The sequence below is a fragment of the Salmonella sp. SAL04162 genome (assembly GCF_046551535.1).
In the GTDB taxonomy this organism is placed as follows: Bacteria; Pseudomonadota; Gammaproteobacteria; order Enterobacterales; family Enterobacteriaceae; genus Salmonella; species Salmonella enterica.
In genome coordinates, this window is sequence record NZ_JBGDVX010000010.1 from 79025 (window position 1) to 102520 (window position 23496).

27 protein-coding genes are annotated in these 23496 nt (G+C 52.9%); 17 read left to right on the forward strand and 10 right to left on the reverse strand.

The window, feature by feature from the left end; all coding sequences use genetic code 11:
* Positions 1 to 18 precede the first annotated feature (18 nt).
* From prgJ to sprB, 7 genes are all read left to right on the forward strand, one after another.
* A complete protein-coding gene (gene prgJ / locus ACLJRH_RS18855) occupies positions 19 to 324 on the forward strand; it encodes a type III secretion system inner rod protein PrgJ (RefSeq protein ID WP_000020431.1) in 306 nt (101 codons plus the stop codon).
* Positions 321 to 1079 carry a type III secretion system inner membrane ring lipoprotein PrgK gene (gene prgK / locus ACLJRH_RS18860; protein ID WP_000621238.1) on the forward strand — a complete coding sequence of 253 codons (759 nt, stop codon included), beginning with the start codon at positions 321 to 323 and terminating at the stop codon, positions 1077 to 1079. The genes prgJ and prgK overlap by 4 nt, the downstream gene beginning before the upstream one ends.
* The gene (gene orgA, locus ACLJRH_RS18865) at positions 1051 to 1650 is read left to right on the forward strand and encodes an oxygen-regulated invasion protein OrgA (protein WP_001591231.1); all 600 of its coding nucleotides are present in this window, start codon (positions 1051 to 1053) and stop codon (positions 1648 to 1650) included. Before prgK ends, orgA begins: the two co-directional genes overlap by 29 nt.
* Positions 1607 to 2278 carry a type III secretion system linker protein OrgB gene (orgB, locus tag ACLJRH_RS18870; RefSeq protein ID WP_000916656.1) on the forward strand — a complete coding sequence of 224 codons (672 nt, stop codon included), beginning with the start codon at positions 1607 to 1609 and terminating at the stop codon, positions 2276 to 2278. The genes orgA and orgB overlap by 44 nt, the downstream gene beginning before the upstream one ends.
* A gap of 15 nt (positions 2279 to 2293) precedes the next feature.
* Complete coding sequence (locus tag ACLJRH_RS18875) at positions 2294 to 2746, forward strand: type III secretion system effector protein OrgC (RefSeq protein ID WP_000612182.1); 453 nt, start codon at positions 2294 to 2296, stop codon at positions 2744 to 2746.
* 344 nt (positions 2747 to 3090) lie between these two features.
* The gene (gene hilC / locus ACLJRH_RS18880; RefSeq protein WP_000243999.1) at positions 3091 to 3978 is read left to right on the forward strand and encodes an invasion transcriptional regulator HilC; all 888 of its coding nucleotides are present in this window, start codon (positions 3091 to 3093) and stop codon (positions 3976 to 3978) included.
* 384 nt (positions 3979 to 4362) lie between these two features.
* On the forward strand, positions 4363 to 5118 hold the full coding sequence (gene sprB / locus ACLJRH_RS18885) for a transcriptional regulator SprB (protein ID WP_001527990.1): 756 nt from the start codon (positions 4363 to 4365) through the stop codon (positions 5116 to 5118).
* Positions 5119 to 5394: 276 nt separating this feature from the next.
* Here sprB and sitD read toward each other — a convergent pair whose 3' ends face one another.
* The 4 genes from sitD to sitA are packed head-to-tail and all read right to left on the reverse strand — an operon-like array spanning position 5395 to position 8826.
* Positions 5395 to 6243: an iron/manganese ABC transporter permease subunit SitD gene (gene sitD / locus ACLJRH_RS18890; protein ID WP_000480209.1), complete on the reverse strand. Its 849-nt coding sequence runs from the start codon at positions 6241 to 6243 to the stop codon at positions 5395 to 5397.
* A complete protein-coding gene (gene sitC / locus ACLJRH_RS18895) occupies positions 6234 to 7094 on the reverse strand; it encodes an iron/manganese ABC transporter permease subunit SitC (protein WP_001104336.1) in 861 nt (286 codons plus the stop codon). Before sitC ends, sitD begins: the two co-directional genes overlap by 10 nt.
* A complete protein-coding gene (sitB, locus tag ACLJRH_RS18900) occupies positions 7091 to 7912 on the reverse strand; it encodes an iron/manganese ABC transporter ATP-binding protein SitB (protein ID WP_000083154.1) in 822 nt (273 codons plus the stop codon). The genes sitC and sitB overlap by 4 nt, the downstream gene beginning before the upstream one ends.
* Positions 7909 to 8826, reverse strand: coding sequence for an iron/manganese ABC transporter substrate-binding protein SitA (gene sitA / locus ACLJRH_RS18905; RefSeq protein ID WP_000182930.1), 918 nt, complete (start codon positions 8824 to 8826; stop codon positions 7909 to 7911). Before sitA ends, sitB begins: the two co-directional genes overlap by 4 nt.
* Positions 8827 to 9007: 181 nt before the next feature.
* Between sitA and ACLJRH_RS18910 the strand changes: the two genes are divergently transcribed.
* Entirely contained in the window at positions 9008 to 9352 is a 345-nt protein-coding gene (locus ACLJRH_RS18910) for a nitrous oxide-stimulated promoter family protein (protein ID WP_001117938.1), read from the forward strand.
* Between the two features lie 61 nt (positions 9353 to 9413).
* On the opposite strand, the gene flhA is transcribed toward ACLJRH_RS18910, so the two are convergent.
* The 6 genes from flhA to hypA form a co-directional block, all read right to left on the reverse strand.
* Complete coding sequence (gene flhA, locus ACLJRH_RS18915; RefSeq protein ID WP_000122691.1) at positions 9414 to 11492, reverse strand: formate hydrogenlyase transcriptional activator FlhA; 2079 nt, start codon at positions 11490 to 11492, stop codon at positions 9414 to 9416.
* 218 nt (positions 11493 to 11710) lie between these two features.
* The gene (gene hypE / locus ACLJRH_RS18920; RefSeq protein WP_001059957.1) at positions 11711 to 12721 is read right to left on the reverse strand and encodes a hydrogenase expression/formation protein HypE; all 1011 of its coding nucleotides are present in this window, start codon (positions 12719 to 12721) and stop codon (positions 11711 to 11713) included.
* Positions 12718 to 13839, reverse strand: coding sequence for a hydrogenase formation protein HypD (gene hypD, locus ACLJRH_RS18925; RefSeq protein ID WP_001212962.1), 1122 nt, complete (start codon positions 13837 to 13839; stop codon positions 12718 to 12720). Before hypD ends, hypE begins: the two co-directional genes overlap by 4 nt.
* The gene (hypC, locus tag ACLJRH_RS18930; RefSeq protein WP_000334871.1) at positions 13839 to 14111 is read right to left on the reverse strand and encodes a hydrogenase 3 maturation protein HypC; all 273 of its coding nucleotides are present in this window, start codon (positions 14109 to 14111) and stop codon (positions 13839 to 13841) included. Before hypC ends, hypD begins: the two co-directional genes overlap by 1 nt.
* The gene (hypB, locus tag ACLJRH_RS18935) at positions 14102 to 14974 is read right to left on the reverse strand and encodes a hydrogenase nickel incorporation protein HypB (RefSeq protein ID WP_000337641.1); all 873 of its coding nucleotides are present in this window, start codon (positions 14972 to 14974) and stop codon (positions 14102 to 14104) included. Before hypB ends, hypC begins: the two co-directional genes overlap by 10 nt.
* 68 nt (positions 14975 to 15042) lie before the next feature.
* Positions 15043 to 15399 carry a hydrogenase maturation nickel metallochaperone HypA gene (gene hypA / locus ACLJRH_RS18940; RefSeq protein ID WP_000544461.1) on the reverse strand — a complete coding sequence of 119 codons (357 nt, stop codon included), beginning with the start codon at positions 15397 to 15399 and terminating at the stop codon, positions 15043 to 15045.
* A gap of 209 nt (positions 15400 to 15608) precedes the next feature.
* Here hypA and hycA point away from each other — a divergent pair, with 209 nt between their 5' ends.
* The 9 genes from hycA to hycI all read left to right on the forward strand — a co-directional run bounded on the left by hycA (position 15609) and on the right by hycI (position 23492).
* A complete protein-coding gene (gene hycA, locus ACLJRH_RS18945; protein WP_000158075.1) occupies positions 15609 to 16070 on the forward strand; it encodes a formate hydrogenlyase regulator HycA in 462 nt (153 codons plus the stop codon).
* A gap of 145 nt (positions 16071 to 16215) precedes the next feature.
* A complete protein-coding gene (gene hycB / locus ACLJRH_RS18950) occupies positions 16216 to 16824 on the forward strand; it encodes a formate hydrogenlyase subunit HycB (protein ID WP_001079164.1) in 609 nt (202 codons plus the stop codon).
* Positions 16824 to 18650 carry a formate hydrogenlyase subunit 3 gene (gene hycC / locus ACLJRH_RS18955; RefSeq protein ID WP_000097051.1) on the forward strand — a complete coding sequence of 609 codons (1827 nt, stop codon included), beginning with the start codon at positions 16824 to 16826 and terminating at the stop codon, positions 18648 to 18650. The genes hycB and hycC overlap by 1 nt, the downstream gene beginning before the upstream one ends.
* 2 nt (positions 18651 to 18652) lie before the next feature.
* A complete protein-coding gene (locus ACLJRH_RS18960) occupies positions 18653 to 19576 on the forward strand; it encodes a respiratory chain complex I subunit 1 family protein (RefSeq protein ID WP_000110563.1) in 924 nt (307 codons plus the stop codon).
* Positions 19577 to 19593: 17 nt separating this feature from the next.
* Positions 19594 to 21303: a formate hydrogenlyase subunit HycE gene (gene hycE / locus ACLJRH_RS18965; protein WP_001288155.1), complete on the forward strand. Its 1710-nt coding sequence runs from the start codon at positions 19594 to 19596 to the stop codon at positions 21301 to 21303.
* A 9-nt stretch (positions 21304 to 21312) separates the two neighbouring features.
* Entirely contained in the window at positions 21313 to 21855 is a 543-nt protein-coding gene (hycF, locus tag ACLJRH_RS18970) for a formate hydrogenlyase subunit HycF (RefSeq protein ID WP_023223204.1), read from the forward strand.
* Positions 21855 to 22622: a formate hydrogenlyase subunit HycG gene (gene hycG, locus ACLJRH_RS18975; protein WP_000067419.1), complete on the forward strand. Its 768-nt coding sequence runs from the start codon at positions 21855 to 21857 to the stop codon at positions 22620 to 22622. The genes hycF and hycG overlap by 1 nt, the downstream gene beginning before the upstream one ends.
* The gene (locus ACLJRH_RS18980) at positions 22619 to 23029 is read left to right on the forward strand and encodes a formate hydrogenlyase maturation HycH family protein (RefSeq protein WP_000003725.1); all 411 of its coding nucleotides are present in this window, start codon (positions 22619 to 22621) and stop codon (positions 23027 to 23029) included. The genes hycG and ACLJRH_RS18980 overlap by 4 nt, the downstream gene beginning before the upstream one ends.
* Positions 23022 to 23492 (forward strand): hydrogenase maturation peptidase HycI, encoded by a 471-nt coding sequence (gene hycI, locus ACLJRH_RS18985; protein WP_001635295.1) that lies wholly within the window; start codon positions 23022 to 23024, stop codon positions 23490 to 23492. Before ACLJRH_RS18980 ends, hycI begins: the two co-directional genes overlap by 8 nt.
* The last annotated feature ends 4 nt before the right edge of the window (positions 23493 to 23496 follow it).

Genomic DNA, 23496 nt, shown 5'->3' on the forward strand with positions numbered 1-23496 from the left:
TCAGTTATAAGGTGGATTATGTCGATTGCAACTATTGTCCCTGAGAATGCCGTTATAGGGCAGGCGGTCAATATCAGGTCTATGGAAACGGACATTGTCTCGCTGGATGACCGGCTACTCCAGGCTTTTTCTGGTTCGGCGATTGCCACGGCTGTGGATAAACAGACGATTACCAACAGGATTGAGGACCCTAATCTGGTGACGGATCCTAAAGAGCTGGCTATTTCGCAAGAGATGATTTCAGATTATAACCTGTATGTTTCTATGGTCAGTACCCTTACTCGTAAAGGAGTCGGGGCTGTTGAAACGCTATTACGCTCATGATTCGTCGATATCTATATACTTTTCTGCTGGTAATGACCCTTGCCGGCTGTAAGGATAAGGATCTTTTAAAAGGACTGGACCAGGAACAGGCTAATGAGGTCATTGCCGTTCTGCAAATGCACAATATAGAGGCGAATAAAATTGATAGCGGAAAATTGGGCTATAGCATTACCGTTGCTGAGCCTGATTTTACCGCTGCGGTGTACTGGATTAAAACTTATCAGCTTCCTCCCCGGCCACGGGTGGAAATAGCGCAGATGTTCCCGGCGGATTCGCTGGTATCGTCTCCGCGAGCTGAAAAGGCCAGGTTATATTCGGCTATTGAACAGCGACTGGAACAGTCATTACAGACGATGGAGGGCGTGCTCTCCGCCAGGGTCCATATTAGTTATGATATTGATGCTGGTGAAAATGGCCGCCCGCCAAAACCTGTTCATCTGTCGGCATTAGCCGTATATGAACGAGGTTCGCCGCTTGCGCATCAGATCAGCGATATCAAGCGTTTCTTAAAGAATAGTTTTGCCGATGTGGATTATGACAACATTTCTGTTGTGTTGTCAGAACGTTCTGATGCCCAATTACAGGCTCCCGGCACACCAGTAAAACGTAATTCTTTTGCAACCAGTTGGATTGTGTTGATTATTTTGTTATCCGTGATGTCAGCAGGCTTTGGCGTCTGGTATTACAAAAACCATTATGCCCGCAATAAGAAAGGCATAACGGCTGATGATAAGGCGAAATCGTCAAATGAATAGGCAGCCATTACCCATTATCTGGCAAAGAATCATTTTTGATCCGTTATCGTATATCCATCCTCAGCGGTTGCAGATAGCGCCGGAAATGATTGTCAGACCCGCCGCCAGGGCGGCGGCAAATGAGTTAATACTGGCGGCATGGCGGCTTAAGAACGGAGAAAAGGAGTGTATTCAAAACTCACTGACGCAGCTGTGGCTGCGTCAGTGGCGCCGACTGCCGCAAGTAGCGTATTTACTCGGTTGCCATAAACTGAGAGCCGATCTGGCAAGGCAGGGAGCCTTGCTTGGCCTGCCGGATTGGGCGCAAGCATTTTTGGCAATGCATCAGGGAACAAGTTTATCTGTCTGCAATAAGGCGCCGAATCACCGGTTTTTACTTAGCGTCGGGTATGCACAGTTAAATGCCCTGAATGAATTTTTACCTGAATCTTTAGCACAGCGTTTTCCTTTGCTTTTTCCTCCATTTATTGAGGAGGCATCGAAGCAGGATGCTGTAGAAATGTCAATTTTGCTACTGGCCTTACAATATGCTCAAAAATATCCCAATTCCGTCCCCGCTTTCGCCTGTTGAGGGGATACTGATAAAGCGTAAAACGCTGGAACGTTATTTCTCTATTGAAAGATTAGAACAGCAGGCGCATCAACGGGCTAAGCGTATTTTGCGAGAGGCGGAAGAAGAGGCAAAGACCTTGCGGATGTACGCCTACCAGGAAGGTTACGAGCAGGGAATGATAGACGCGTTACAGCAGGTCGCCGCTTATCTTACTGATAATCAGACAATGGCCTGGAAGTGGATGGAAAAAATACAGATTTATGCCCGCGAGTTATTTTCAGCTGCGGTCGACCATCCCGAAACGCTTTTAACCGTCCTGGATGAGTGGCTGAGGGATTTCGATAAGCCTGAGGGGCAACTTTTTTTAACACTACCAGTTAATGCGAAAAAAGATCACCAAAAACTGATGGTGTTGCTTATGGAGAACTGGCCAGGCACTTTTAATCTTAAATATCATCAGGAACAGCGCTTTATCATGAGTTGCGGCGATCAGATCGCAGAATTTTCACCTGAACAATTTGTTGAAACGGCAGTAGGCGTCATTAAGCATCATCTTGATGAACTTCCACAAGACTGCCGGACAATTTCTGATAACGCCATTAACGCACTTATTGATGAATGGAAGACAAAAACGCAAGGATTGTAAAATGGAGGTTATAAGGTGATACCGGGTACGATTCCGACTTCTTATTTGGTCCCGACAGCGGATACTGAAGCGACGGGTGTGGTTTCGTTGAGTGCCAGGGCCGCTATGCGGAATAATGTGGATAGCGCGCCTTTAAGCAATGGCGGCGACGTTGATCTTTATGATGCATTCTACCAACGACTTTTGGCGCTTCCTGAGTCAGCCTCTTCTGAAACGCTTAAAGATAGCATTTATCAAGAGATGAATGCCTTCAAAGATCCTAAAAGTGGTGATTCGGCTTTTGTTTCTTTTGAGCAGCAAACGGCTATGCTACAAAACATGTTAGCAAAAGTTGAACCGGGCACCCATTTATATGAGGCTTTAAACGGGGTATTAGTTGGTACAATGAATGCACAGTCACAAATGACCTCCTGGATGCAGGAGATTATTTTATCGGGCGGGGAAAACAAAGAGGCAATTGACTGGTGAACCCCCCATTGCTGGCGATTTGTGATAAGGTATGGTGTATATATCAGCAAATAATGCAGAAAATGCACCATGCCAGTGTGTCTATCTTATTGATGTATATGGATTATTAAGATGTCTGCCAGCCGTTTTATTCTGAAATGATTATATTAATATTGTAAGCTTTCATTACAAAATTGTGCATAAAGTTTGTAAGGGTATCTTTTTGTGACGAAATGAACGCGCGTTGGAATGTAATTATTGGCTATAATAATAAAAAATCGGATTTAAATCATCTCTGTGAGTTTTAATTATTTGTTTATAAGAATATAACGATTTTGAGTTCCTTATAGCACACAGGATAAAATATGGTATTGCCTTCAATGAATAAATCAGTTGAGGCCATTAGCAATAATCACCTTCAACAGCCGAACAAATTTCCATTAATAAATGGATTAGCTGACGTAAGAGACTATTATGTCGCAAACTGCTTATTGTTTAAACTTAATAAAGGCAGTTTGCGAATTGAAAACGAATTTGGGGAGTTCATCGAACGATCTGCGCCGTGTTTATTTTTATTGGAAAAAGATCAAACAATCACGCTTAGTATGAGCGAAATAGAAGGGCATATTGATTTTTCTTCACTGGAAGTTTCCTATGACTTAATGCAAAAATTCTACAAAGTTTTTTACAGTACAAGAAACTATAATGATCGAGAGCTATCATTAAAAACGAAACCAAAGTATTTTTTTCATGCGGACTTGTTGCCAGGGATGAGTGATACTTTTGACTCTATTTTGCATGGTGTGGCATGTCCACGGGTTTGTAGTAATGTGAGTATTGATGATCATGATTATTCATATTTCTCATTGATGTATCTTATATCGGCATTTGTACGTAAGCCCGGTGGGTTTGATTTCCTTGAGCGAGCAATAAAAATTACGACAAAAGAGAAAGTTTATAACATTATTATCAGCGATCTCACCCGCAAATGGTCACAGGCTGAGGTGGCAGGAAAGCTGTTTATGAGCGTATCAAGTCTGAAGCGAAAACTGGCCGCTGAAGAGGTGAGTTTTAGCAAAATATACCTGGATGCTCGTATGAATCAGGCTATAAAATTATTACGTATGGGGGCTGGAAATATTTCACAAGTCGCGACGATGTGTGGCTATGATACGCCTTCTTATTTTATCGCTATTTTTAAACGGCATTTTAAGATTACACCGCTTAGCTTTATGCGTACAATGAACCATTGATTTGTGAAATTATTTTAAACGTTACTATCTGTTTGCGTTACAGATACCAAATATTTTTTTAATCGTAGTGTATATTTCAGTATCGCTACACCAGTGATATGTAGTTAATGAAAGGGAATCGAAAGCGTTCATTGTCAGACATACATGGCCACCAGGCGCCGGGCAATCGTTGTACTCTAAGAGATTACAGTAAAGTAAAACAGCAAATTTAATCATTATCAGATTTGTAAAAGGAATTCATTTCGGTAACGACATTGCGCATGTAATAACGTATCTGGTCTTATTACCTTTGTAGTAAGAAGGCGTTATCTACTTGCGCAGTAGTCGCCCAGGAAGAAAAATCATTACCGAAGCTGTGGTCAGTTTTCAAAAAAGGATAAATAAATGAGAAATGTAATTATATACGGTATTAACTGGACTAATTGTTATGCCCTTCAGTCTATTTTTAAGCAAAAATATCCGGAAAAGTGCGTTAAAACGTGTAACTCATTAACTGCACTTTTGCATTCCCTATCCGATATGCCGGACGCCGGGCTGATTTTAGCTTTGAACCCGCATGAGCATGTTTATCTTTTTCATGCGTTGCTGACGCGGTTGCAGAACCGTAAAGTTTTGGTAGTGGCAGATCGCTTGTATTATATCGATCGCTGTGTGCTGCAATATTTTGGCGTTATGGATTATGTTTTAAAAGACGAACTATCCTGCGCTATCCGCTCGGAGCGAGAGAAGCTCCGTCTTCCGGAAGCCTGGCTGCGTTTCTGCCACAGGCCACAAAAGAAAACCGTGGCTGCTACGTATGCTTTTAATGCCGGCGAGACGCCGGAAGAGGTATTGTTTAATATCAATCAATACGCCTGGTGGAATCTACCTCCCGGCGTCACTCAGGCGAAATATGCGCTGCTGATATTATTATCCTCCGGACATCCGGCAATTGAACTGGCGAAAAAATTTGGTCTGGGAACAAAAACCGTCAGTATTTATCGTAAGAAGGTTATGTATCGTTTGGGGATGGACTCTTCGCCGCTATCGCTGTTCCGGGGACTGAAACTAGACGCGCATTTACAGCGCACTGCTTTTGCACATAACCCTGGTGTACCTGACGATAATTGCGCGTTACCGATTGCAGTAGGAATGAATTAAACTATTTTTTATGTGACAATCATGCTCTTGTATTACGTGTAGTTATAGATTTATTTTTTGCTGGGATATTACAGATCTTGTGAGTAATAATCACATTGTGCTGGGTTAGCCAAACTCTGAAAAAATTTCGAAACAGGAAAAATATGGGGAGTAAAGCAGCTCATCTTTACGCTTGTCGCAAAGAAATTTAAAGATAGCTGCTTACCATACTGACCAACAATAGATATAGGGTGGCTTTCTACTACAACTGCCGTATTTATTTTCTGAACGCAGCTTTTAACCTTGCGCCTCTGGTACGATTTCATTACGCCTGTCGCGCCATGTTGCGTAAATAAATACCGCAATAAACACGATGGCAAATAATACCACGATGGTCGGCGCTGGCGCGCTATCAAGATAAAAAGACAGATAGACGCCCGCAAAAGCGGTAATAACTGACAGACTCACCGCTAATCCCAGCGCGCGCGCAAAGCGTCGCGTCAGCAAAATGGCAATTGCGCCGGGGGCGATAAGCAATGAAATCGACAGAATAATGCCCACCGATTTCAGCGTGGCGACGATAGTCAGCGCAATCATACATAGCAGGCCATAATGCAGTAGCGTCGTATTCAGCCCGCTGGCTTTCGCCTGGTGCGGGTCAAAAGCGTGTAGCAGGAGATCTTTCCATTTCAGCCCTATGATTAACGCAATACCCAGTGCAATAACCGACGTTTGTACGATATCCCCCAGCGATACGCCCAGCATATCCCCAAACAGGATGTGATCCAGATGCACTTCCGATTGAATAGAAACATAGAGCACCAGACCTGCGCCAAACATCCCGGAAAAGACGATGCCCATCACCGTATCACGTTTGATGCGGCTGTTATCGTCCAGATAGCCGGTCGCGATAGCGCAAAATAATCCGGCAATGAAAGCGCCAATCGCCAGGGGGATCCCCACAATATATGCCAGCACGACCCCGGGGAATACCGCATGACTCATTGCGTCGCCCATTAACGCCCAGCCTTTTAACACTAAAAACACGGACAGTAAGGCGCAGGGAATCGCCACAATGACCGAAACCATAAGGGCGTTCACCATAAAATCAAACTGAAAGGGTTCCAGTAACGTTGTTAAGAACATGTCGGCTCCTTCTGCAGGCGGGCGCGTCGACGGTTGGCTAACAGACCGTGTTTCGGGGCGAAAATAAAGGCTGTGATGAACAGTAAGGTTTGCATGACGACAATAATTCCACCCGTGGCGCCATCCAGCCAGTAGCTAAGCCATGCGCCCAGAAAACTGGTCAGGCTGCCAATCACGACGGCAATCATGAGCAGACGTGGAAAACGGTCGGTGAGTAACCAGGCTGTCGCGCCCGGCGTGACGACGAGACAGATCACCAGGAACGCCCCAACGGTTTGCAGGGCCGCCACGGTGGAGACGGACAATAGAGTGAAAAACAACAGCTTTAGTCGACCCGGATTAAGCCCGATAGAACGCGCATGGGTTTCATCGAAAAAGACGACCATCAGATCTTTCCACTTTAACAGCAGAATCGTCAGCGAGACTGCGCCGATAATCGCCAGTTGCGCAATATCCGCTGGCGCGATCGCCAGCACGTTGCCGAGAATAATCGTCTGGATATTCACCGACATCGGATTGAGCGACACCATAAAAAGGCCGACGCCAAAAAAAGAGGAGAAGATAAGCCCGATAATCGCGTCTTCTTTCAGGCGTGAGCGTTGGTTAAGAAAGAGCATACTGCCTGCCGCCAGTCCGCCGGAAAGAAACGCGCCGAGCGAGAAGGGCAGCCCTAACATCCAGGCGCCAGCGACGCCAGGCACAATAGAGTGAGATAGCGCATCGCCAATGAGCGACCAGCCTTTGAGCATCAAATAGCAGGAGAGAAACGCGCACAGACCGCCCACCATCGCGGAGACCCACATCGCGTTGAGCATATACTGGTAGCCAAACGGCTCAACAAGCCAGTTCATGACGATTTTCCTCCGCTGACCACGCGCCGGGAAATAAAGGGGCGCTCGTCATCGGTGATGATGTGCTCTTCGCCTCCGCTTAGCGCGATATGACGTAGAACGCCGCTAAACGCCTGTTCCAGATTCGCGGCGGTAAACGTGGTTTCGGTAGGGCCGCTGGCCAGTACGGTTCCTTTAATCATTACCGTATAGTCGCAAAACTCGGTGACGGAGCCGAGATTATGCGTTGAGACCAGCATCGTGCGGCCTTCATCGCGCAGTTCCCGTAGTAGATCGATGATTCGCGCTTCGGTTTTTACATCCACGCCGGTAAAAGGTTCATCCAGCAGGATTACTTGTCCATCCTGAGCGATGGCCCTGGCAAGAAACACACGTTTTTTCTGCCCGCCGGACAGCTCGCCAATCTGCCTGTGACGATATTCCTGCATATCCACCCGCGCCAGCGCGGCGTCAACACAGGCGTGATCATGCGCAGTGGGACGGCGTAGCCAGCCCATATGGCCGTAGCGTCCCATCATCACCACATCTTCTACCAGCACCGGAAATGACCAGTCCACTTCTTCCGATTGCGGAACATAAGCAATGAGGTTTTTTTTCAGCGCCTTGTTGACTGACTGTTGCAGGATAGTGATATCGCCCTGCGCAAGATGCACAAAGCCCATTAACGCTTTAAATAACGTAGACTTACCGGAACCATTTACGCCTACCAGCGCGGCGATTGAACCGCCAGGCACCTGAAAAGTGGCGTCCCGTAGGGCGGTATGACCGTTGCGATACGTCACCGTGACTTGATCAACGGTAATCGCAGATTGACTCATTGTTGACTCCTCAGTCCGTCGTTAATGCCGTTGACGATGGTTTCGGTCGTGACGCGCAGCAGATCCAGATAGGTTGGCACAGGGCCGTCAGCGGCGCTCAGAGAATCGACATACAGTACGCCGCCATAATGCGCGCCGGATTCACGCGCGACCTGACGGGCCGGTTTATCGGAAACCGTACTCTCGCTAAAGATGGCGGGAATATGGTGCTTTTTAATGGTATCAATCACTTTACGCACCTGTTTTGGCGTCCCCTGTTGATCGGCGTTAATTGGCCAGAGATAAAGCTCTTTCATGTCGTTATCGCGCGCCAGGTAAGAGAACGCGCCTTCACTGGTGACCAGCCAGCGCTGATCGGCGGGAATTTTTTCCAGTTCGGCACGCAACGGATCGGCCATCTGGCGAATTTTCGCTTTATAGCGTTCGGCGTTTTGCTTATAGATCTGCGCATTATCCGGATCGTACTTCACCAGGGCGTCGCGAATGTTATCGACATAAATCAGCGCGTTTTCTGCCGACATCCAGGCGTGCGGGTTCGGTTTACCGTTATACGGGCCTTCGGTAATGCCCATCGGTTTGACACCGGTGGAGACGACGACTTCCGGCACGCCGGAAAGGTGCTGATAAAAGCGGGCGAACCATCGCTCCAGGTTCAGACCATTCGCGAGGATAAGCTGTGCCCCCTGCGCTCGTTTAATATCGCCGGGCGTTGGCTGATACTCATGGATTTCAGCGCCGGGCTTGGTAATTGAGCTGACTTCCGCTGCGTCGCCCGCCACGTTTTTCGCCATGTCGGCAATAACGGTAAACGTGGTGATGACTTTAAATTTCTCTTTTGCATAGGCTGGCGATAGCGCGAGTATCGCAACAATACCGGCAATCAGGAGTGTTTTCAGACGATGTAGATTCGTCATAGTATCCCTCGCAACAATGTGGTTAATTAATCATCGAATATAGCCTTTGCTATGTTATATAGCACAAGGTATGAATAAATGAAAATAATTCTTATTTGCGAAATGGCGACGATATGCAGTGATAGTGCTAAAGAGGGATAAGGTGTAAAATAAATACACCTTAATGTTCGGAGAGAGCACGATGCCTGGTAAACGTATCGCTCGTGAAAAACTGACGATCAAAAAAATGATCGCGCTGTATGAAAGCCAGTGCCCACAGGCGTCAGCGGTGCAGGGGCATTACGACGCGCTGTTCGCCTACGCGCAAAAACGTCTTGATAAATGCGTATTTGGCGAGGAAAAACCCGCCTGTAAGCAGTGCCCGGTGCACTGCTATCAGCCGGCTAAACGCGAGGAGATGAAGCAGATTATGCGTTGGGCAGGTCCGCGAATGCTTTGGCGGCATCCTGTCCTGACCGTGCGGCACCTTATCGACGATAAGCGCCCCGTTCCGGAATTGCCGGAAAAATATCAGCGCAAGAAGTGAAGGGGAAGCGCCAGGCCTACGGCGCGCATCATCTCCTGGCCGGATCAGATCCGGCAACCCGTTACGCTAACGCGTCTTTATCAATACCCAATCGCTTCATACGCGACAGCAGGGTGGTTCGTTTAAGCCCCAGACGCTGCGCCGCGCCTTTTGGTCCAGCCACTACGCCATTGGTCTCTTTCAGCACGCGTATAATAAGCTGATATTCATCTTCGCCTTCTTTGGCGCTTTCAGTCGCAACAGGCGAAGTATCGGGCGTTACGGCGGTAATATCCGGCAGCGACAGTTGTAGCACATTGCCGCGCGTCAGCAGCACGGCGCGCTCGACGACATTCTCCAGCTCGCGAACGTTCCCCGGCCATTCCATGCCGCTGAGCGTGCGCAGCGTTTCGGCGGGAATGCTGTCGATATTACGCCCCATTCGGCGGGCGATTTTGAAGGTGAACGCTTTGACCAGTAGCGGAATATCTTCCGGACGTTCGCGTAACGGAGGAAGCTGGATCGGAAATACATTCAGCCGATAGTAGAGATCGTTACGGAATTCGCGATCGGCGACCATTTTTTTCAGATCGCGGTTAGTCGCGGCGATCAGCCGCACGTCGGTCTGGATCAGTTTATTGCTGCCGAGACGTTCAAACTCTTGCTCCTGAAGGACGCGCAGCAGCTTAGGCTGTAGCTCCAGCGGCATGTCGCCCACTTCATCCAGAAACAGCGAGCTTTTATCCGCCAGCTCGAAACGGCCAATCCGCTGCGCGCTGGCGCCGGTAAACGCGCCGCGCTCATGACCAAACAAATCGCTTTCCAGCAGCCCCGCCGGCATCGCGGCGCAGTTCATCTTTACCATCCTGCGCCCGCTACGTCCGCTCAGGTTGTGAATGGCGCGGGCAATCAACTCTTTACCGGTTCCCGTTTCGCCCAGAATCAGCACGGTACTGTCGCTTTGCGCCACCATCTCAACCTGCTTTAGCACGTTGTACATCGCTTCGCTGCGTCCGATGATCTCGCCAAACTCGCTGTCGACGTTATTAAGCTGCTCTGTGAGCGCCAGGTTTTCGTCGACCAGGCGTTCCTTCAGTCGGTGGATTTCCTGATAGGCCAGCGCATTATCCACGGCAATGGCTACCCGTTCGGCAATCTGACGCAGCAGCTTGAGGTTGGCAGTGGTAAACACTTTTTCTTCGCACTGGGCCAGTTTGAGCACGCCAAGCATCGTCTTGCCGGACATCAACGGCAGCAGGCAAAGCGTCTGGATCTGATTGCCCCAGGTATCGAACAGCATGCGTTCGTAGGGGGCAAGCGGATCGCGTTCGTTGAGGTTGATAAGCAGCATCTCTTTACTTTTAAAGACGCGCTCCGTGAGCGTGCCGGCTTCGTCGACTTCGCTCTGTTCATGCGCCGGATGATGCTCATCAAGGTAGTGGGTGGAGTAGATATTCAGCTTATTTTTGCGATGGCTGCGCAACACGATGCTGATCGCGTCGATATTGAAATAGTGGTGGATCTCTTTTGCGACTTCGCTTACCAGCTCATCAATATCCAGACGCGACAGGACGGCGTTGGTAATCGCAACCAGAATACGGAAGTTATCGCGTTCGCGGCACAACAGATCATAATCGACGTTATTGTTTACCCGGTTTTGAATTTGCTCGGCGACCACGCCGACAATTTGGGTAAACGTATGCAGACGGTCATATTCCTTTTCACTCCAGGGGCGATCTTCCTGACGGATGAATTCGCAGCCGCCGAAAATACGGCCCTCCGCGGCTAAAGGAAGCAGACAGTAATGACCAAATTCAGGGTAGAGGCCGCTCGCGGCAAGCTGCGGCCAGGTTTCGGTAAACTCATGGAAATTACAGTGCAATGCATCGGGGCGAGAAAGGATGCGACGTACCGGGCCGTGCGCCAGTACGGTTTCATCTTCATATTCAACAGGACGGCCATTTTCTCGCGTCGCATAATATTGTGCGCGTTGCGACTGCGCCTGCCATAGCACAATGCCGGCGCTGTCGGCGAGCGCTGAACGCTTTACCAGTTGCGAAAGCGCTTCACTGAGCGACGCCAAATCGGGCTGCTGCAATAAGGTACGAGTGATATCGAACAAGCCTTGCTGTCCAAGATCGCTCATGGGTGTATACGACATGTTGCTTTTCCAGGAAAATACCGCAAAACGGTGCGAAAACGGTAAATGAATTATAGGTATAAGTCGTAAGTTATTGCCGGATGGCTGACCGCAAACTCGCTGGTCACACACTCCGTAGGCCTGATAAGCAAAGCGCCATCAGGCGTTAATGCAGCGTTAATGCCGGATGTCGACGCAAATGCGTCTTATCCGGCCTACAGTATGCTGCCAACAGGCTGCTAGCATATACGAGGTAATGGTTCGGCGTGTGGCAAATCAAGGGTTCGCTTCACGCCATAGAGTCCGGCTAAGCGAACGCCTTTGCGTTCCACGACTTCGCCAATCAGCGCTGCATCACGTCCCAGCGGATGCGCGCGTAATGCCGCCAACGCCCGATCTGCGGCCTGCCGTTCAACGGCAATCACCAGTTTTCCTTCGTTGGCAAAGTTCAGGGCATCCAGCCCCAACAGCTCGCAGACGCCGCGCACGGCAGGTTTGAGCGGCAGTGCGGATTCGGACAATTCAATACCGTAACCGCAGGACGCCGCAAACTCATGGGCGACCGCATTCACGCCGCCGCGCGTGGCGTCACGCAATGCCTTCACTCCGTCAATATGACGCAGCGTCTGAATAAGCGGCGTTAATACTGCGCAGTCGCTCGCCAGCTCGCCATCCAGTCCCAGTTGCTCACGCAGGTTGAGGATAGTGGCGCCGTGATCGCCAAGCGTACCGCTGACTAACAGCACATCGCCAACGTTCAGCGTTTGCGCGCCCCAGTGAATATCGGCGGGAATCGCCCCCATGCCGGCAGTGTTGATAAACAATTTATCCGCCGCGCCGCGCTGCACAACTTTGGTGTCGCCGGTTACAATGGCGATACCCGCTTCCCGCGCGGTCGCCGCCATGCTATTGACCACGCTTTTTAACGTCTCCATCGGCAGTCCTTCTTCAAGGATAAAGCCGCAGGAGAGATAGCGGGGGATCGCGCCGCTCACCGCTACGTCGTTCGCCGTACCACAAATCGCCAGTTTGCCGATATTGCCGCCGGGGAAAAAGAGCGGATCGATCACATAGCTATCGGTAGAAAACGCCAGACGGTCGCCCTCCGCCGTCAGCTGCGCCAGCTCCAGACGCGCCTGATCTTCTTGTTCCGCCAGCCACGGGTTGGCAAAGGCCTCCATAAACAGGCTATTAATCAACTGTTGCATAGCCTGGCCGCCGCTACCGTGGGCGAGTTGTATATTGTTCAAACTTCACACTCCTGCTGACGATACTGATACCAGGCGGCGCATGCGCCTTCGGAAGAGACCATCAGCGCGCCAAACGCGGTCTCTGGATTACATGTTTTACCAAATAGCGGGCACTGATGCGGCTTGCATCTGCCGGTCAGCACTTCGCCGCAGCGGGCGCGCGGATCGTCATAGACCTGCTGCGGCGCTGGGCGGAAATGCGCTTCGGCGTCAAAGCGCTGATACTCTGGCGTCAGGTGGACGCCGGAGGATTCAATCACGCCCAGACCGCGCCACTCGCTATCGCCATTAACGCAGAACACATCGGCGATGGCCTGCTGCGCCAGCATGTTTCCGGCATCCGGCACCACGCGACGGTATTGGTTTTCAACCTGGCTTAGGGCCGCTATTTTCTGCTCAACCAGCATGACCACGCCTTGCAGTAGATCAAGCGGTTCGAATCCAGCCACCACCAGCGGGCGATTAAAATCGGCGGCGATAAACTGGTACGCCTCGGTGCCGATGACCATGCTGACGTGGCCTGGCGCAAGAAAGGCGTCAATGCCGTTGTCCGGCTGCTCCAGTAAGCTACGCAGCGTCGGGATCAGCGTAATGTGCTGGCAGAAAAAGTAGAAGTTTCGCACGTCACGCTGTTTTGCCTGCTGCAGCGTGATGGCGGTGGTCGGCATGGTGGTTTCAAAGCCCAGCCCGAAAAATACCACTTTGCGGGTCGGGTTATCCTGCGCCAGCTTCAGCGCGTCCATCGGAGAGTAAACAATACGGACATCCGCGCCGCGCGCTTTAGCCTGCAACAGAGACCCCTGTTTCCCCGGCACGCGCATGGCATCGCCAAAGGTGCAGAAAATCACCTCCGGATGGCTGGCAATTTCCACGCAACTGTCGATGCGTCCCATCGGCAGCACGCAGACCGGACAACCGGGGCCGTGAATAAACTCCACGTTTTCGGGCAGTAACTGATCGAGACCAAATTTAAAAATCGCGTGGGTATGACCCCCGCAGACTTCCATAATGCGCAACGGACGTTCGGCAGTGTAAGGAAGAAGGGCGGCGCGTTCACGCAGGTGTTCAATGAGCTGCATTACCTGTTCCGGCGCACGGTACTCGTCAACAAAACGCATTATCTCTCCTCACCATACAGCAGTGCGCCGACGTCCGGCTCAACATCAAACATATTTTGTAGCGCGTCGAGCGTGTCGCGCGCTTCCGCTTCGTTAATGACGCTCATGGCGAATCCGACATGAACCAGCACCCACTGACCCAGACGCGGCTGACCGTTTTCATCACAACTGCCGACTAATGTGAGATCGACGTCGCGCTGAATGCCGCAGACGTCAACTTTTGCCTGATTGCCGTCAATGGCGCGGATTTGACCCGGAACGCCTATGCACATCGCTGCGCCTCCAGCCAGGCCAGCCACTGATCCATGCCTTCGCCGCTGGTGGCGGAAATCAGGATAATTTCAATCTCCGGGTTCACTTCACGCGCGCTGGCGATGCACTTCTCAACGTCAAAATTGAGGTAGGGCAGCAGATCGACTTTATTGAGCAGCATGAGCGACGCAGCGGCAAACATATGGGGATACTTCAGTGGCTTATCTTCACCTTCGGTCACGGAAAGCACTGCGACTTTATGCTTTTCGCCCAGATCGAAGCTGGCCGGGCAGACGAGATTACCGACGTTTTCGATAAACAGAATACCGTGGTCATCCAGCGGCAGGCGCGGCGCGGCGTCGGCGATCATTTGCGCGTCAAGATGGCAGCCTTTACCGGTGTTGACCTGAATGGCGGGCGTGCCGGTAGCGCGGATGCGGGCGGCGTCGTTCACTGTCTGCTGGTCGCCTTCAATCACCGCGCACGGTACACGGTCTTTCAATTTCATCAGCGTTTCGGTCAGCAGGGTGGTTTTACCGGACCCGGGGCTGGACACCAGGTTGAGCACCAGTTGCTGGCTGGCGGCAAAACGGGCGCGGTTGCGCTCAGCCAGACGATTATTTTTGTCCAGCACGTCGATTTCAACCTCAAGCATCCGCCGCTGACTCATACCAGGCGCGTGGGTTCCGGCTTCGCCGTGGCCGTAATGCAGATCGCCTTCTGCGGTCTGACTTGGGGCAAAGTCAGGCGTTTTAATGCCGGTAATATTCAGCGCCGGGCGGGCCGCTGGGGCAAAGGGCGCGCTACGAAACGCTGAGTGCGGATTATGTTCATCGCCTTCTATATAAAGGTTGCCTTCAGCGCAACCGCAAGTCGTACACATCGCTTACTCCTGATCTTTTTCTTGTTACAGGCTTTCTGCCGGATGGCGACGCGAGCGTCTATCCGGCATTAATCTTCAGTTTCATCAATCTCTATGCGCCGAATTTGTAAGCCGTCATCGGCCACAATTCGCAGCGTATCGCTATGACATTGCGGACAACGACGTACACGGTGGGTTAACAACGTGACATATTGTTGACAATGCTCACACCAGCATTCGGCTTCCTGTTCTTCGAGGTGCAGTTTACAACCTTCTGCTATCGTGCCGCGGCATACCAGATCAAAACAAAAGGAAAGAGCGCTGGTTTCCACGCAAGAAAATGCGCCAATTTTGATCCAGACGGCTGTCACACGTTTTGCACCGTATGCTGAAGCCTGTTGTTCAATCAATTCCAGTGCCCGTTGGCAGAGGGTGATTTCGTGCATATCGCCTCCCGTAGTGGTTGCCCCTGTAAAGCAATATTTATGCCAATATTTTTATCCCCTGGCAGGTTAATGTCGACGATGACGAAATGACATGTCGTCACCGCGTCGAAACGGCAGTTACTGTGCGCGTCTGCCATTAAAAACAATAAGTTAAAAATTGGCATGGAAAATGCTTAACGCAGGCATCTCTGTTAAACGGGTAACCTGACATGACTATTTGGGAAATAAGCGAAAAGGCCGATTACATCGCGCAACGGCATCGTCGCCTACAGGACCAGTGGCATATTTACTGCAACTCGCTGGTTCAGGGGATCACCCTCTCGAAAGCGCGCCTGCATCACGCAATGAGCTGCGCGCCGGAAAGGGATCTTTGCTTTGTCCTGTTTGAGCACTTTCGTATTTACGTCGCGTTGGCGGATGGTTTTAACAGCCACACCATTGAGTACTACGTTGAAACCAAAGATGGCGAAGATAAGCAATTGATTGCACAGGCGCAGCTCGATATCGACGGCAAGGTTGACGAACGGGTTAATAACCGCGATCGCGAGCAGGTGCTGGAGCACTATCTGGAAAAAATCGCCAGCGTTTACGACAGCCTCTATACCGCTGTAGAAACCAATTCGCCGGTTAATTTGCGTCAATTGGTAAAGGGAAACAGCCCGGCGGTATAAGCCTGAGGTGTTGCCCGCTTTGATTCTCGATATGGCGTTGCGCCATGTCATGAATGTTTTGGGGATGGGCGTGTCGATAAGTGTCGAAAATGACATTTCAACGGCATGTTTTCGTCAAAAATGACAATCACCTGAGGAATGCCTGGTGAATCGTTTTGTAATTGCTGACTCCACTCTCTGTATCGGCTGCCACACCTGTGAGGCCGCCTGTTCAGAGACGCATCGCCAGCATGGCCTGCAGTCAATGCCGCGCCTGAAAGTGATGCTGAATGAAAAAGAATCTGCGCCGCAGCTTTGTCACCACTGTGAAGATGCGCCATGCGCCACGGTATGCCCGGTTAACGCGATTAATCGCGTTGACGGCGCTGTCCAGCTTAATGAAAGCCTGTGCGTGAGCTGCAAACTGTGCGGTATTGCCTGTCCGTTTGGCGCTATTGAGTTTTCCGGCAGCCGTCCGCTGCATATTCCGGCGAACGCCAATACGCCGAAAGCGCCGCCCGCGCCGCCAGCGCCTGCGCGCGTCAGTACGTTGCTCGACTGGGTGCCGGGCGTGCGCGCTATCGCGGTGAAATGCGACCTGTGCAGCTTTGACGAGCAAGGCCCGGCCTGCGTGCGGATGTGCCCGACTAAAGCGCTACACCTGGTAGAGAACACGGATATCGCCCGCGCCAGCAAACGTAAACGTGAGCTGACGTTTAATACCGATTTTGGCGATCTCACCTTGTTTCAGCAGGCTCAGAGTGGGGATGCATAATGAGTTCACTTTCACTGATTACTAGCGGCGTCGCGTGGTTTGCCGCCGCCGCCGTTCTGGCGTTTCTGTTTTCGTTTCATAAAGCGCTGAGCGGCTGGATTGCCGGTATCGGCGGCGCGGTCGGCAGCCTGTGTACGGCAGGCGCGGGGTTCACCGCGCTGACCAGCGCCGTTACGGTGAGCGGCGTGATGCCGTTTACCGGTCACATGCTGCAAATAACGCCGCTGAATGCTATCTGGCTGATTACGCTGGGGCTGTGCGGTCTGTTCGTCAGCCTGTTCAATATCGACTGGCATCGCCATCCACAGGTAAAAGCCAACGGACTGTTGATCAACCTGCTGATGGCGACAGCCGTCTGCGCTGTGGTCGCCAGTAACCTGGGGACGATGGTGGTGATGGCGGAAATCATGGCGCTCTGCGCCGTGTTCCTTACCGGCGGTAGCAAAGAGGGCAAACTGTGGTTTGCGCTGGGCCGTCTCGGTACGCTGCTGCTGGCAATCGCCTGCTGGCTGGTGTGGCAGCGCTACGGCACGCTGGATCTGGGGCTGCTGGATCAACGCGCTCAGCAACTGCCGCTGGGCTCCGATATCTGGCTGCTCGGTGTTATCGGCTTTGGTCTGCTGGCCGGGATTATCCCGCTACACGGTTGGGTGCCGCAGGCGCACGCCAACGCCAGCGCTCCCGCCGCCGCGCTGTTCTCGACCGTGGTGATGAAAATCGGGCTGCTGGGCATTCTCACGCTATCTCTGCTTGGCGGCAATGCGCCGCTGTGGTGGGGCGTGGCGCTGTTGGTGCTTGGGATGATCACCGCCTTTGTCGGTGGTTTGTACGCGCTGATGGAGCATAACATTCAGCGCCTGCTGGCCTACCACACGCTGGAAAATATCGGCATCATTTTGCTCGGTCTGGGCGCAGGCGTTACCGGGATTGCTCTCAATCAGCCGGTACTGATCGCGCTGGGTCTGACCGGCGGGCTCTATCACCTGCTGAACCATAGCCTGTTCAAAAGCGTGCTGTTTCTGGGCGCGGGCAGCATCTGGTTCCGTACCGGTCATCGCGATATCGAAAAACTGGGCGGTATTGGTAAACGGATGCCGGTTATTTCTATCGCCATGCTGGTCGGTCTGATGGCGATGGCTGCGTTGCCGCCGCTGAACGGCTTTGCCGGCGAGTGGGTGATTTACCAGTCCTTCTTCAAACTGGGCAACAGCGGCGCGTTTGTTGGTCGTCTGTTAGGACCGCTGCTGGCGGTTGGCCTGGCGATTACCGGCGCGCTGGCGGTGATGTGTATGGCGAAAGTTTACGGCGTGACGTTCCTTGGCGCGCCGCGCACGAAGGAAGCTGAAAATGCCAGCTGCGCGCCGATCCTGATGGGCGTCAGCGTGGTGGCATTGGCGATTTGCTGCGTACTGGGCGGGGTTGCCGCGCCGTGGCTGCTGCCGATGATTTCCACTGCGGTACCGTTGCCGCTGGAAACCGCGCACACCACCGTATCGCAGCCGATGATCACGCTGCTGTTGGTCGCCTGTCCGCTACTGCCGTTCATCATTATGGCGATGTTCAAAGGCAACCGTCTGCCGTCGCGTTCTCGCGGCGCGGCCTGGGTGTGCGGCTACGACCATGAGCAGTCGATGGTGATTACCGCGCACGGTTTCGCCATGCCGGTGAAAGAGGCCTTTGCCCCGGTACTTAAACTGCGTAAATGGCTGAACCCGGTATCGCTGGTGCCGGGCTGGCAGAACGCGGCGGCAGCGGTGCTGTTCCGTCGTCTGGCGCTGATTGAGCTGGCGGTGCTGGTGGTGATTGTGGTTTCACGAGGAGCCTGAAAATGAGTGTGTTTTATCCGTTAATTCAGGCGCTGGTGCTATTTGCCGTTGCGCCATTGCTGTCCGGTATTACTCGCGTGGCGCGCGCCCGTCTACACAATCGCCGAGGGCCGGGCGTGTTGCAGGAGTACCGCGACATTATCAAACTGCTCGGTCGTCAGAGTATTGCGCCCGCGGATTCCGGCTGGGTTTTTCGCCTGACGCCGTTTGTGATGGTCGGCGTGATGCTGACTATCGCCACCGCACTGCCGGTCGTCACCGTTGGATCTCCGTTGCCGCAACTGGGTGATTTAATCACCCTGATTTACCTGTTCGCCATCGCGCGCTTCTTCTTCTCTATTGCAGGCCTGGATACCGGCAGTCCGTTCACCGCGATCGGCGCCAGCCGTGAAGCGATGCTCGGCGTGCTGGTGGAGCCGATTCTGCTGCTGGGTCTGTGGGTCGCCGCGCAGGTGGCGGGTTCAACTCATATCAGCAATATCGCCGATACCATTTATCACTGGCCTGTCGCGCGCAGTATTCCGCTGATTCTGGCGCTGTGCGCCTGCGCCTTCGCCACCTTTATCGAAATGGGCAAGCTGCCGTTCGACCTGGCGGAAGCGGAGCAGGAGTTGCAGGAAGGGCCGTTGACCGAATACAGCGGTAGCGGCTTTGCGGTGCTGAAATGGGGCATCAGCCTGAAACAACTGGTGGTGCTGCAAATGTTCGTCGGCGTGTTTCTGCCGTGGGGACAAATGGAAACCTTCAGCGCAGGCGGACTGTTGCTGGCGCTGGTGATTGCCGTCGTCAAGCTGATTGTCGGCGTACTGGTGATCGCCCTGTTTGAAAACAGCATGGCGCGACTGCGTTTTTGCGCCACTTCACGCGTGACCTGGGCCGGTTTTGGGTTTGCGTTTTTAGCCTTCGTCTCCTTGCTGGCGGCGTGATTTAAGAGAGTTTGAGCATGTCTGAAGAAAAATTAGGTCAACAATACCTTGCGGCGCTGCACCAGGCGTTTCCGGGCGTCGTGCTGGACGAAGCCTGGCAGACCAAAGATCAGCTGACTATTACGGTAAAAGTGAACTATCTGCCGGAAGTGGTGGAGTTTCTTTACTACCAGCAGGGTGGGTGGTTGTCGGTGCTGTTCGGTAATGACGAACGCCAGTTGTGCGGCCACTATGCCGTTTATTACGTGCTGTCGATGGAGCAGGGCACGAAGTGCTGGATTACCGTCCGCGTTGAAGTGGATGCCAATAAGCTGGAATTCCCATCCGTTACGCCGCGCGTGCCGGCTGCCGTGTGGGGTGAGCGCGAAGTACGCGACATGTACGGTTTAATCCCGGTCGGTCTGCCGGACGAGCGCCGTCTGGTGCTGCCGGACGACTGGCCGGATGAACTCTATCCGCTGCGTAAAGACAGCATGGATTATCGTCAGCGCCCGGCGCCGACCACCGATGCGGAAACCTACGAGTTCATTAACGAGCTGGGTGACAAGAAAAATAACGTGGTGCCGATTGGCCCGCTGCATGTCACTTCCGATGAACCGGGCCACTTCCGTCTGTTCGTCGATGGCGAAAACATTATCGACGCCGACTACCGTCTGTTCTATGTCCACCGCGGCATGGAAAAACTGGCGGAAACCCGTATGGGTTATAACGAAGTGACGTTCCTGTCGGATCGCGTGTGTGGTATCTGCGGCTTCGCCCACAGCACCGCCTACACCACTTCCGTGGAAAACGCGATGGGCATTCAGGTGCCGGAACGTGCGCAGATGATCCGCGCTATTCTGCTGGAAGTGGAACGTCTGCACTCGCATCTGCTCAACCTCGGCCTGGCCTGCCACTTTACCGGCTTTGACTCCGGCTTTATGCAGTTCTTCCGCGTGCGTGAAACCTCCATGAAGATGGCAGAGATCCTTACCGGGGCGCGCAAAACTTACGGTCTGAACCTGATCGGCGGGATTCGCCGCGATCTGCTCAAAGAGGACATGATCCAGACCCGTCAACTGGCGCAGCAGATGCGTCGTGACGTGCAGGAGCTGGTGGACATGCTGCTGAGCACGCCGAATATGGAACAGCGTACCGTGGGTATCGGCCGTCTGGACCCGGAAATTGCCCGTGACTTCAGTAATGTCGGCCCGATGGTGCGCGCCAGCGGTCACGCCCGCGACACCCGCGCCGACCACCCGTTTGTGGGCTATGGCCTGCTGCCGATGGAAGTGCACAGCGAGCAGGGCTGCGATGTGATTTCTCGTCTGAAAGTCCGTATCAACGAAGTTTACACCTCGCTGAATATGATCGATTTCGGTCTGGATAATCTGCCGGGCGGCCCGCTGATGGTGGAAGGCTTTACCTATATTCCGCACCGTTTTGCGCTCGGCTTTGCCGAAGCGCCGCGTGGTGACGATATCCACTGGAGCATGACCGGCGACAACCAAAAGCTTTACCGCTGGCGCTGTCGTGCGGCGACCTACGCCAACTGGCCGACGCTGCGCTATATGCTGCGCGGCAACACCGTCTCCGATGCGCCGCTGATTATCGGCAGCCTCGACCCTTGCTACTCCTGTACCGACCGGATGACCGTGGTCGATGTACGTAAGAAGAAGAGCAAAGTCGTGCCGTACAAAGAACTTGAGCGCTACAGCATTGAGCGTAAAAACTCGCCGCTGAAATAAGGAATCGCCATGTTTACCTTTATCAAAAAAGTTATCAAAACCGGCACGGCGACCTCGTCTTATCCGCTGGAGCCGATTGCGGTTGATAAAAACTTCCGCGGCAAGCCGGAACATAATCCGCAGCAGTGCATCGGCTGCGCCGCCTGCGTTAATGCCTGCCCGTCGAACGCGCTGACGGTGGAAACCGATCTTGCGACCAATGAGCTGGCGTGGCAGTTCAATCTTGGCCGTTGTATCTTCTGCGGTCGCTGCGAAGAGGTGTGCCCGACGGCGGCGATTAAACTGTCGCAAGAGTACGAACTGGCGGTGTGGAAGAAAGAAGATTTCCTGCAACAGTCCCGCTTTGCGCTGTGCAACTGCCGCGTGTGCAATCGTCCTTTCGCGGTACAGAAAGAGATTGACTACGCCATTGCGCTGCTTGCGCACAACGGCGACAACCGCGCGGAAAACCACCGCGAAAGCTTTGAGACCTGCCCGGACTGTAAGCGTCAGAAATGCCTGGTGCCGTCCGACCGTATTGAACTGACTCGCCATATGAAAGAGGTCAGCTAATGAGCAATTTATTAGGCCCGCGTGACGCCAACGGCATTCCGGTACCGATGACGGTGGATGAATCCATCGCCAGCATGAAAGCGTCTCTACTGAAAAATATTAAGCGTTCGGCATACGTTTACCGCGTGGACTGCGGCGGCTGTAACGGCTGTGAAATCGAAATCTTTGCGACGCTGTCGCCGCTGTTTGATGCCGAGCGTTTCGGCATCAAAGTGGTACCGTCGCCGCGTCATGCCGATATTCTGCTGTTTACCGGCGCGGTGACCCGCGCCATGCGCTCTCCGGCGCTGCGCGCCTGGCAGTCGGCGCCGGACCCGAAAATCTGTATCTCTTACGGCGCCTGCGGCAACAGCGGCGGCATCTTCCATGATCTGTACTGCGTATGGGGCGGTACGGATAAAATCGTCCCGGTAGATGTCTACATTCCAGGCTGCCCGCCAACGCCTGCCGCCACGCTGTATGGCTTTGCGATGGCGCTTGGCCTGCTGGAGCAGAAAATCCACGCCCGCGCGCCGGGTGAGCTGGACGATCAGCCCGCAGAGATCCTGCATCCGGATATGGTGCAGCCGCTGCGCGTGAAGGTGGATCGCGCGGCGCGCCGGCTGGCGGGGTATCGCTATGGTCGTCAGATCGCCGATGATTACCTGACACAGTTGGGGCAGGGCGAGCAGCAAGTGGCGCGCTGGCTGGAAGCGGAAAACGATCCGCGTTTAACCGAAATTGTCACCCATCTCAATCATGTTGTTGAAGAGGCGCGTATCCGATGAGCGAACAGGTGGTGTTCAGTCAACTGAGCCGTAAGTTTATTGATGAGAACGATGCGACGCCTGCCGAGGCGCAGCAGGTTGTCTATTACAGCCTGGCGATTGGTCACCACCTGGGGGTCATCGATTGTCTGGAGGCCGCGCTCACCTGCCCATGGGATGAGTATCTGGCGTGGATCGCCACCCTGGAAGCCGGTAGCGATGCCCGGCGTAAAATGGAAGGCGTGCCGAAGTATGGCGAGATCGTCATCGATTTCAACCATGTGCAAATGCTGGCGCGCGCGTTTGATGAGGCGCGCGCCGCGCAGACCCCGCAGCAGCAAGAATGGAGCAAACTGATGCTCAGTATGCTGCATGACATTCATCAGGAAAGCGCCATCTACCTGATGGTGAGGAGGCTTCGTGACTGACGTTTTACTCTGTGTCGGCAACAGCATGATGGGCGACGACGGCGCAGGCCCGCTACTGGCGGAAATGTGCGCGGCGCAGCCGAAGGGTAATTGGGTGGTGATTGATGGCGGCAGCGCGCCGGAAAACGACATTGTGGCGATTCGCGAACTGCGCCCGCAGCGTCTGTTGATTGTCGACGCCACCGACATGGGGCTTAATCCGGGCGAGATCCGCATTATCGATCCGGATGATATCGCCGAAATGTTTATGATGACCACCCACAATATGCCGCTGAACTACCTGGTCGATCAGCTCAAAGAGGATGTCGGCGAGGTGATTTTTCTTGGTATCCAGCCGGATATCGTCGGGTTTTATTATCCGATGACTCAACCGATTAAGGACGCGGTAAACATCGTCTATCAGCGCCTGGAAGGATGGCAGGGAAACGGCGGATTTGCCGCGCTGGAAGCGCCGGAGGCGTAAAATG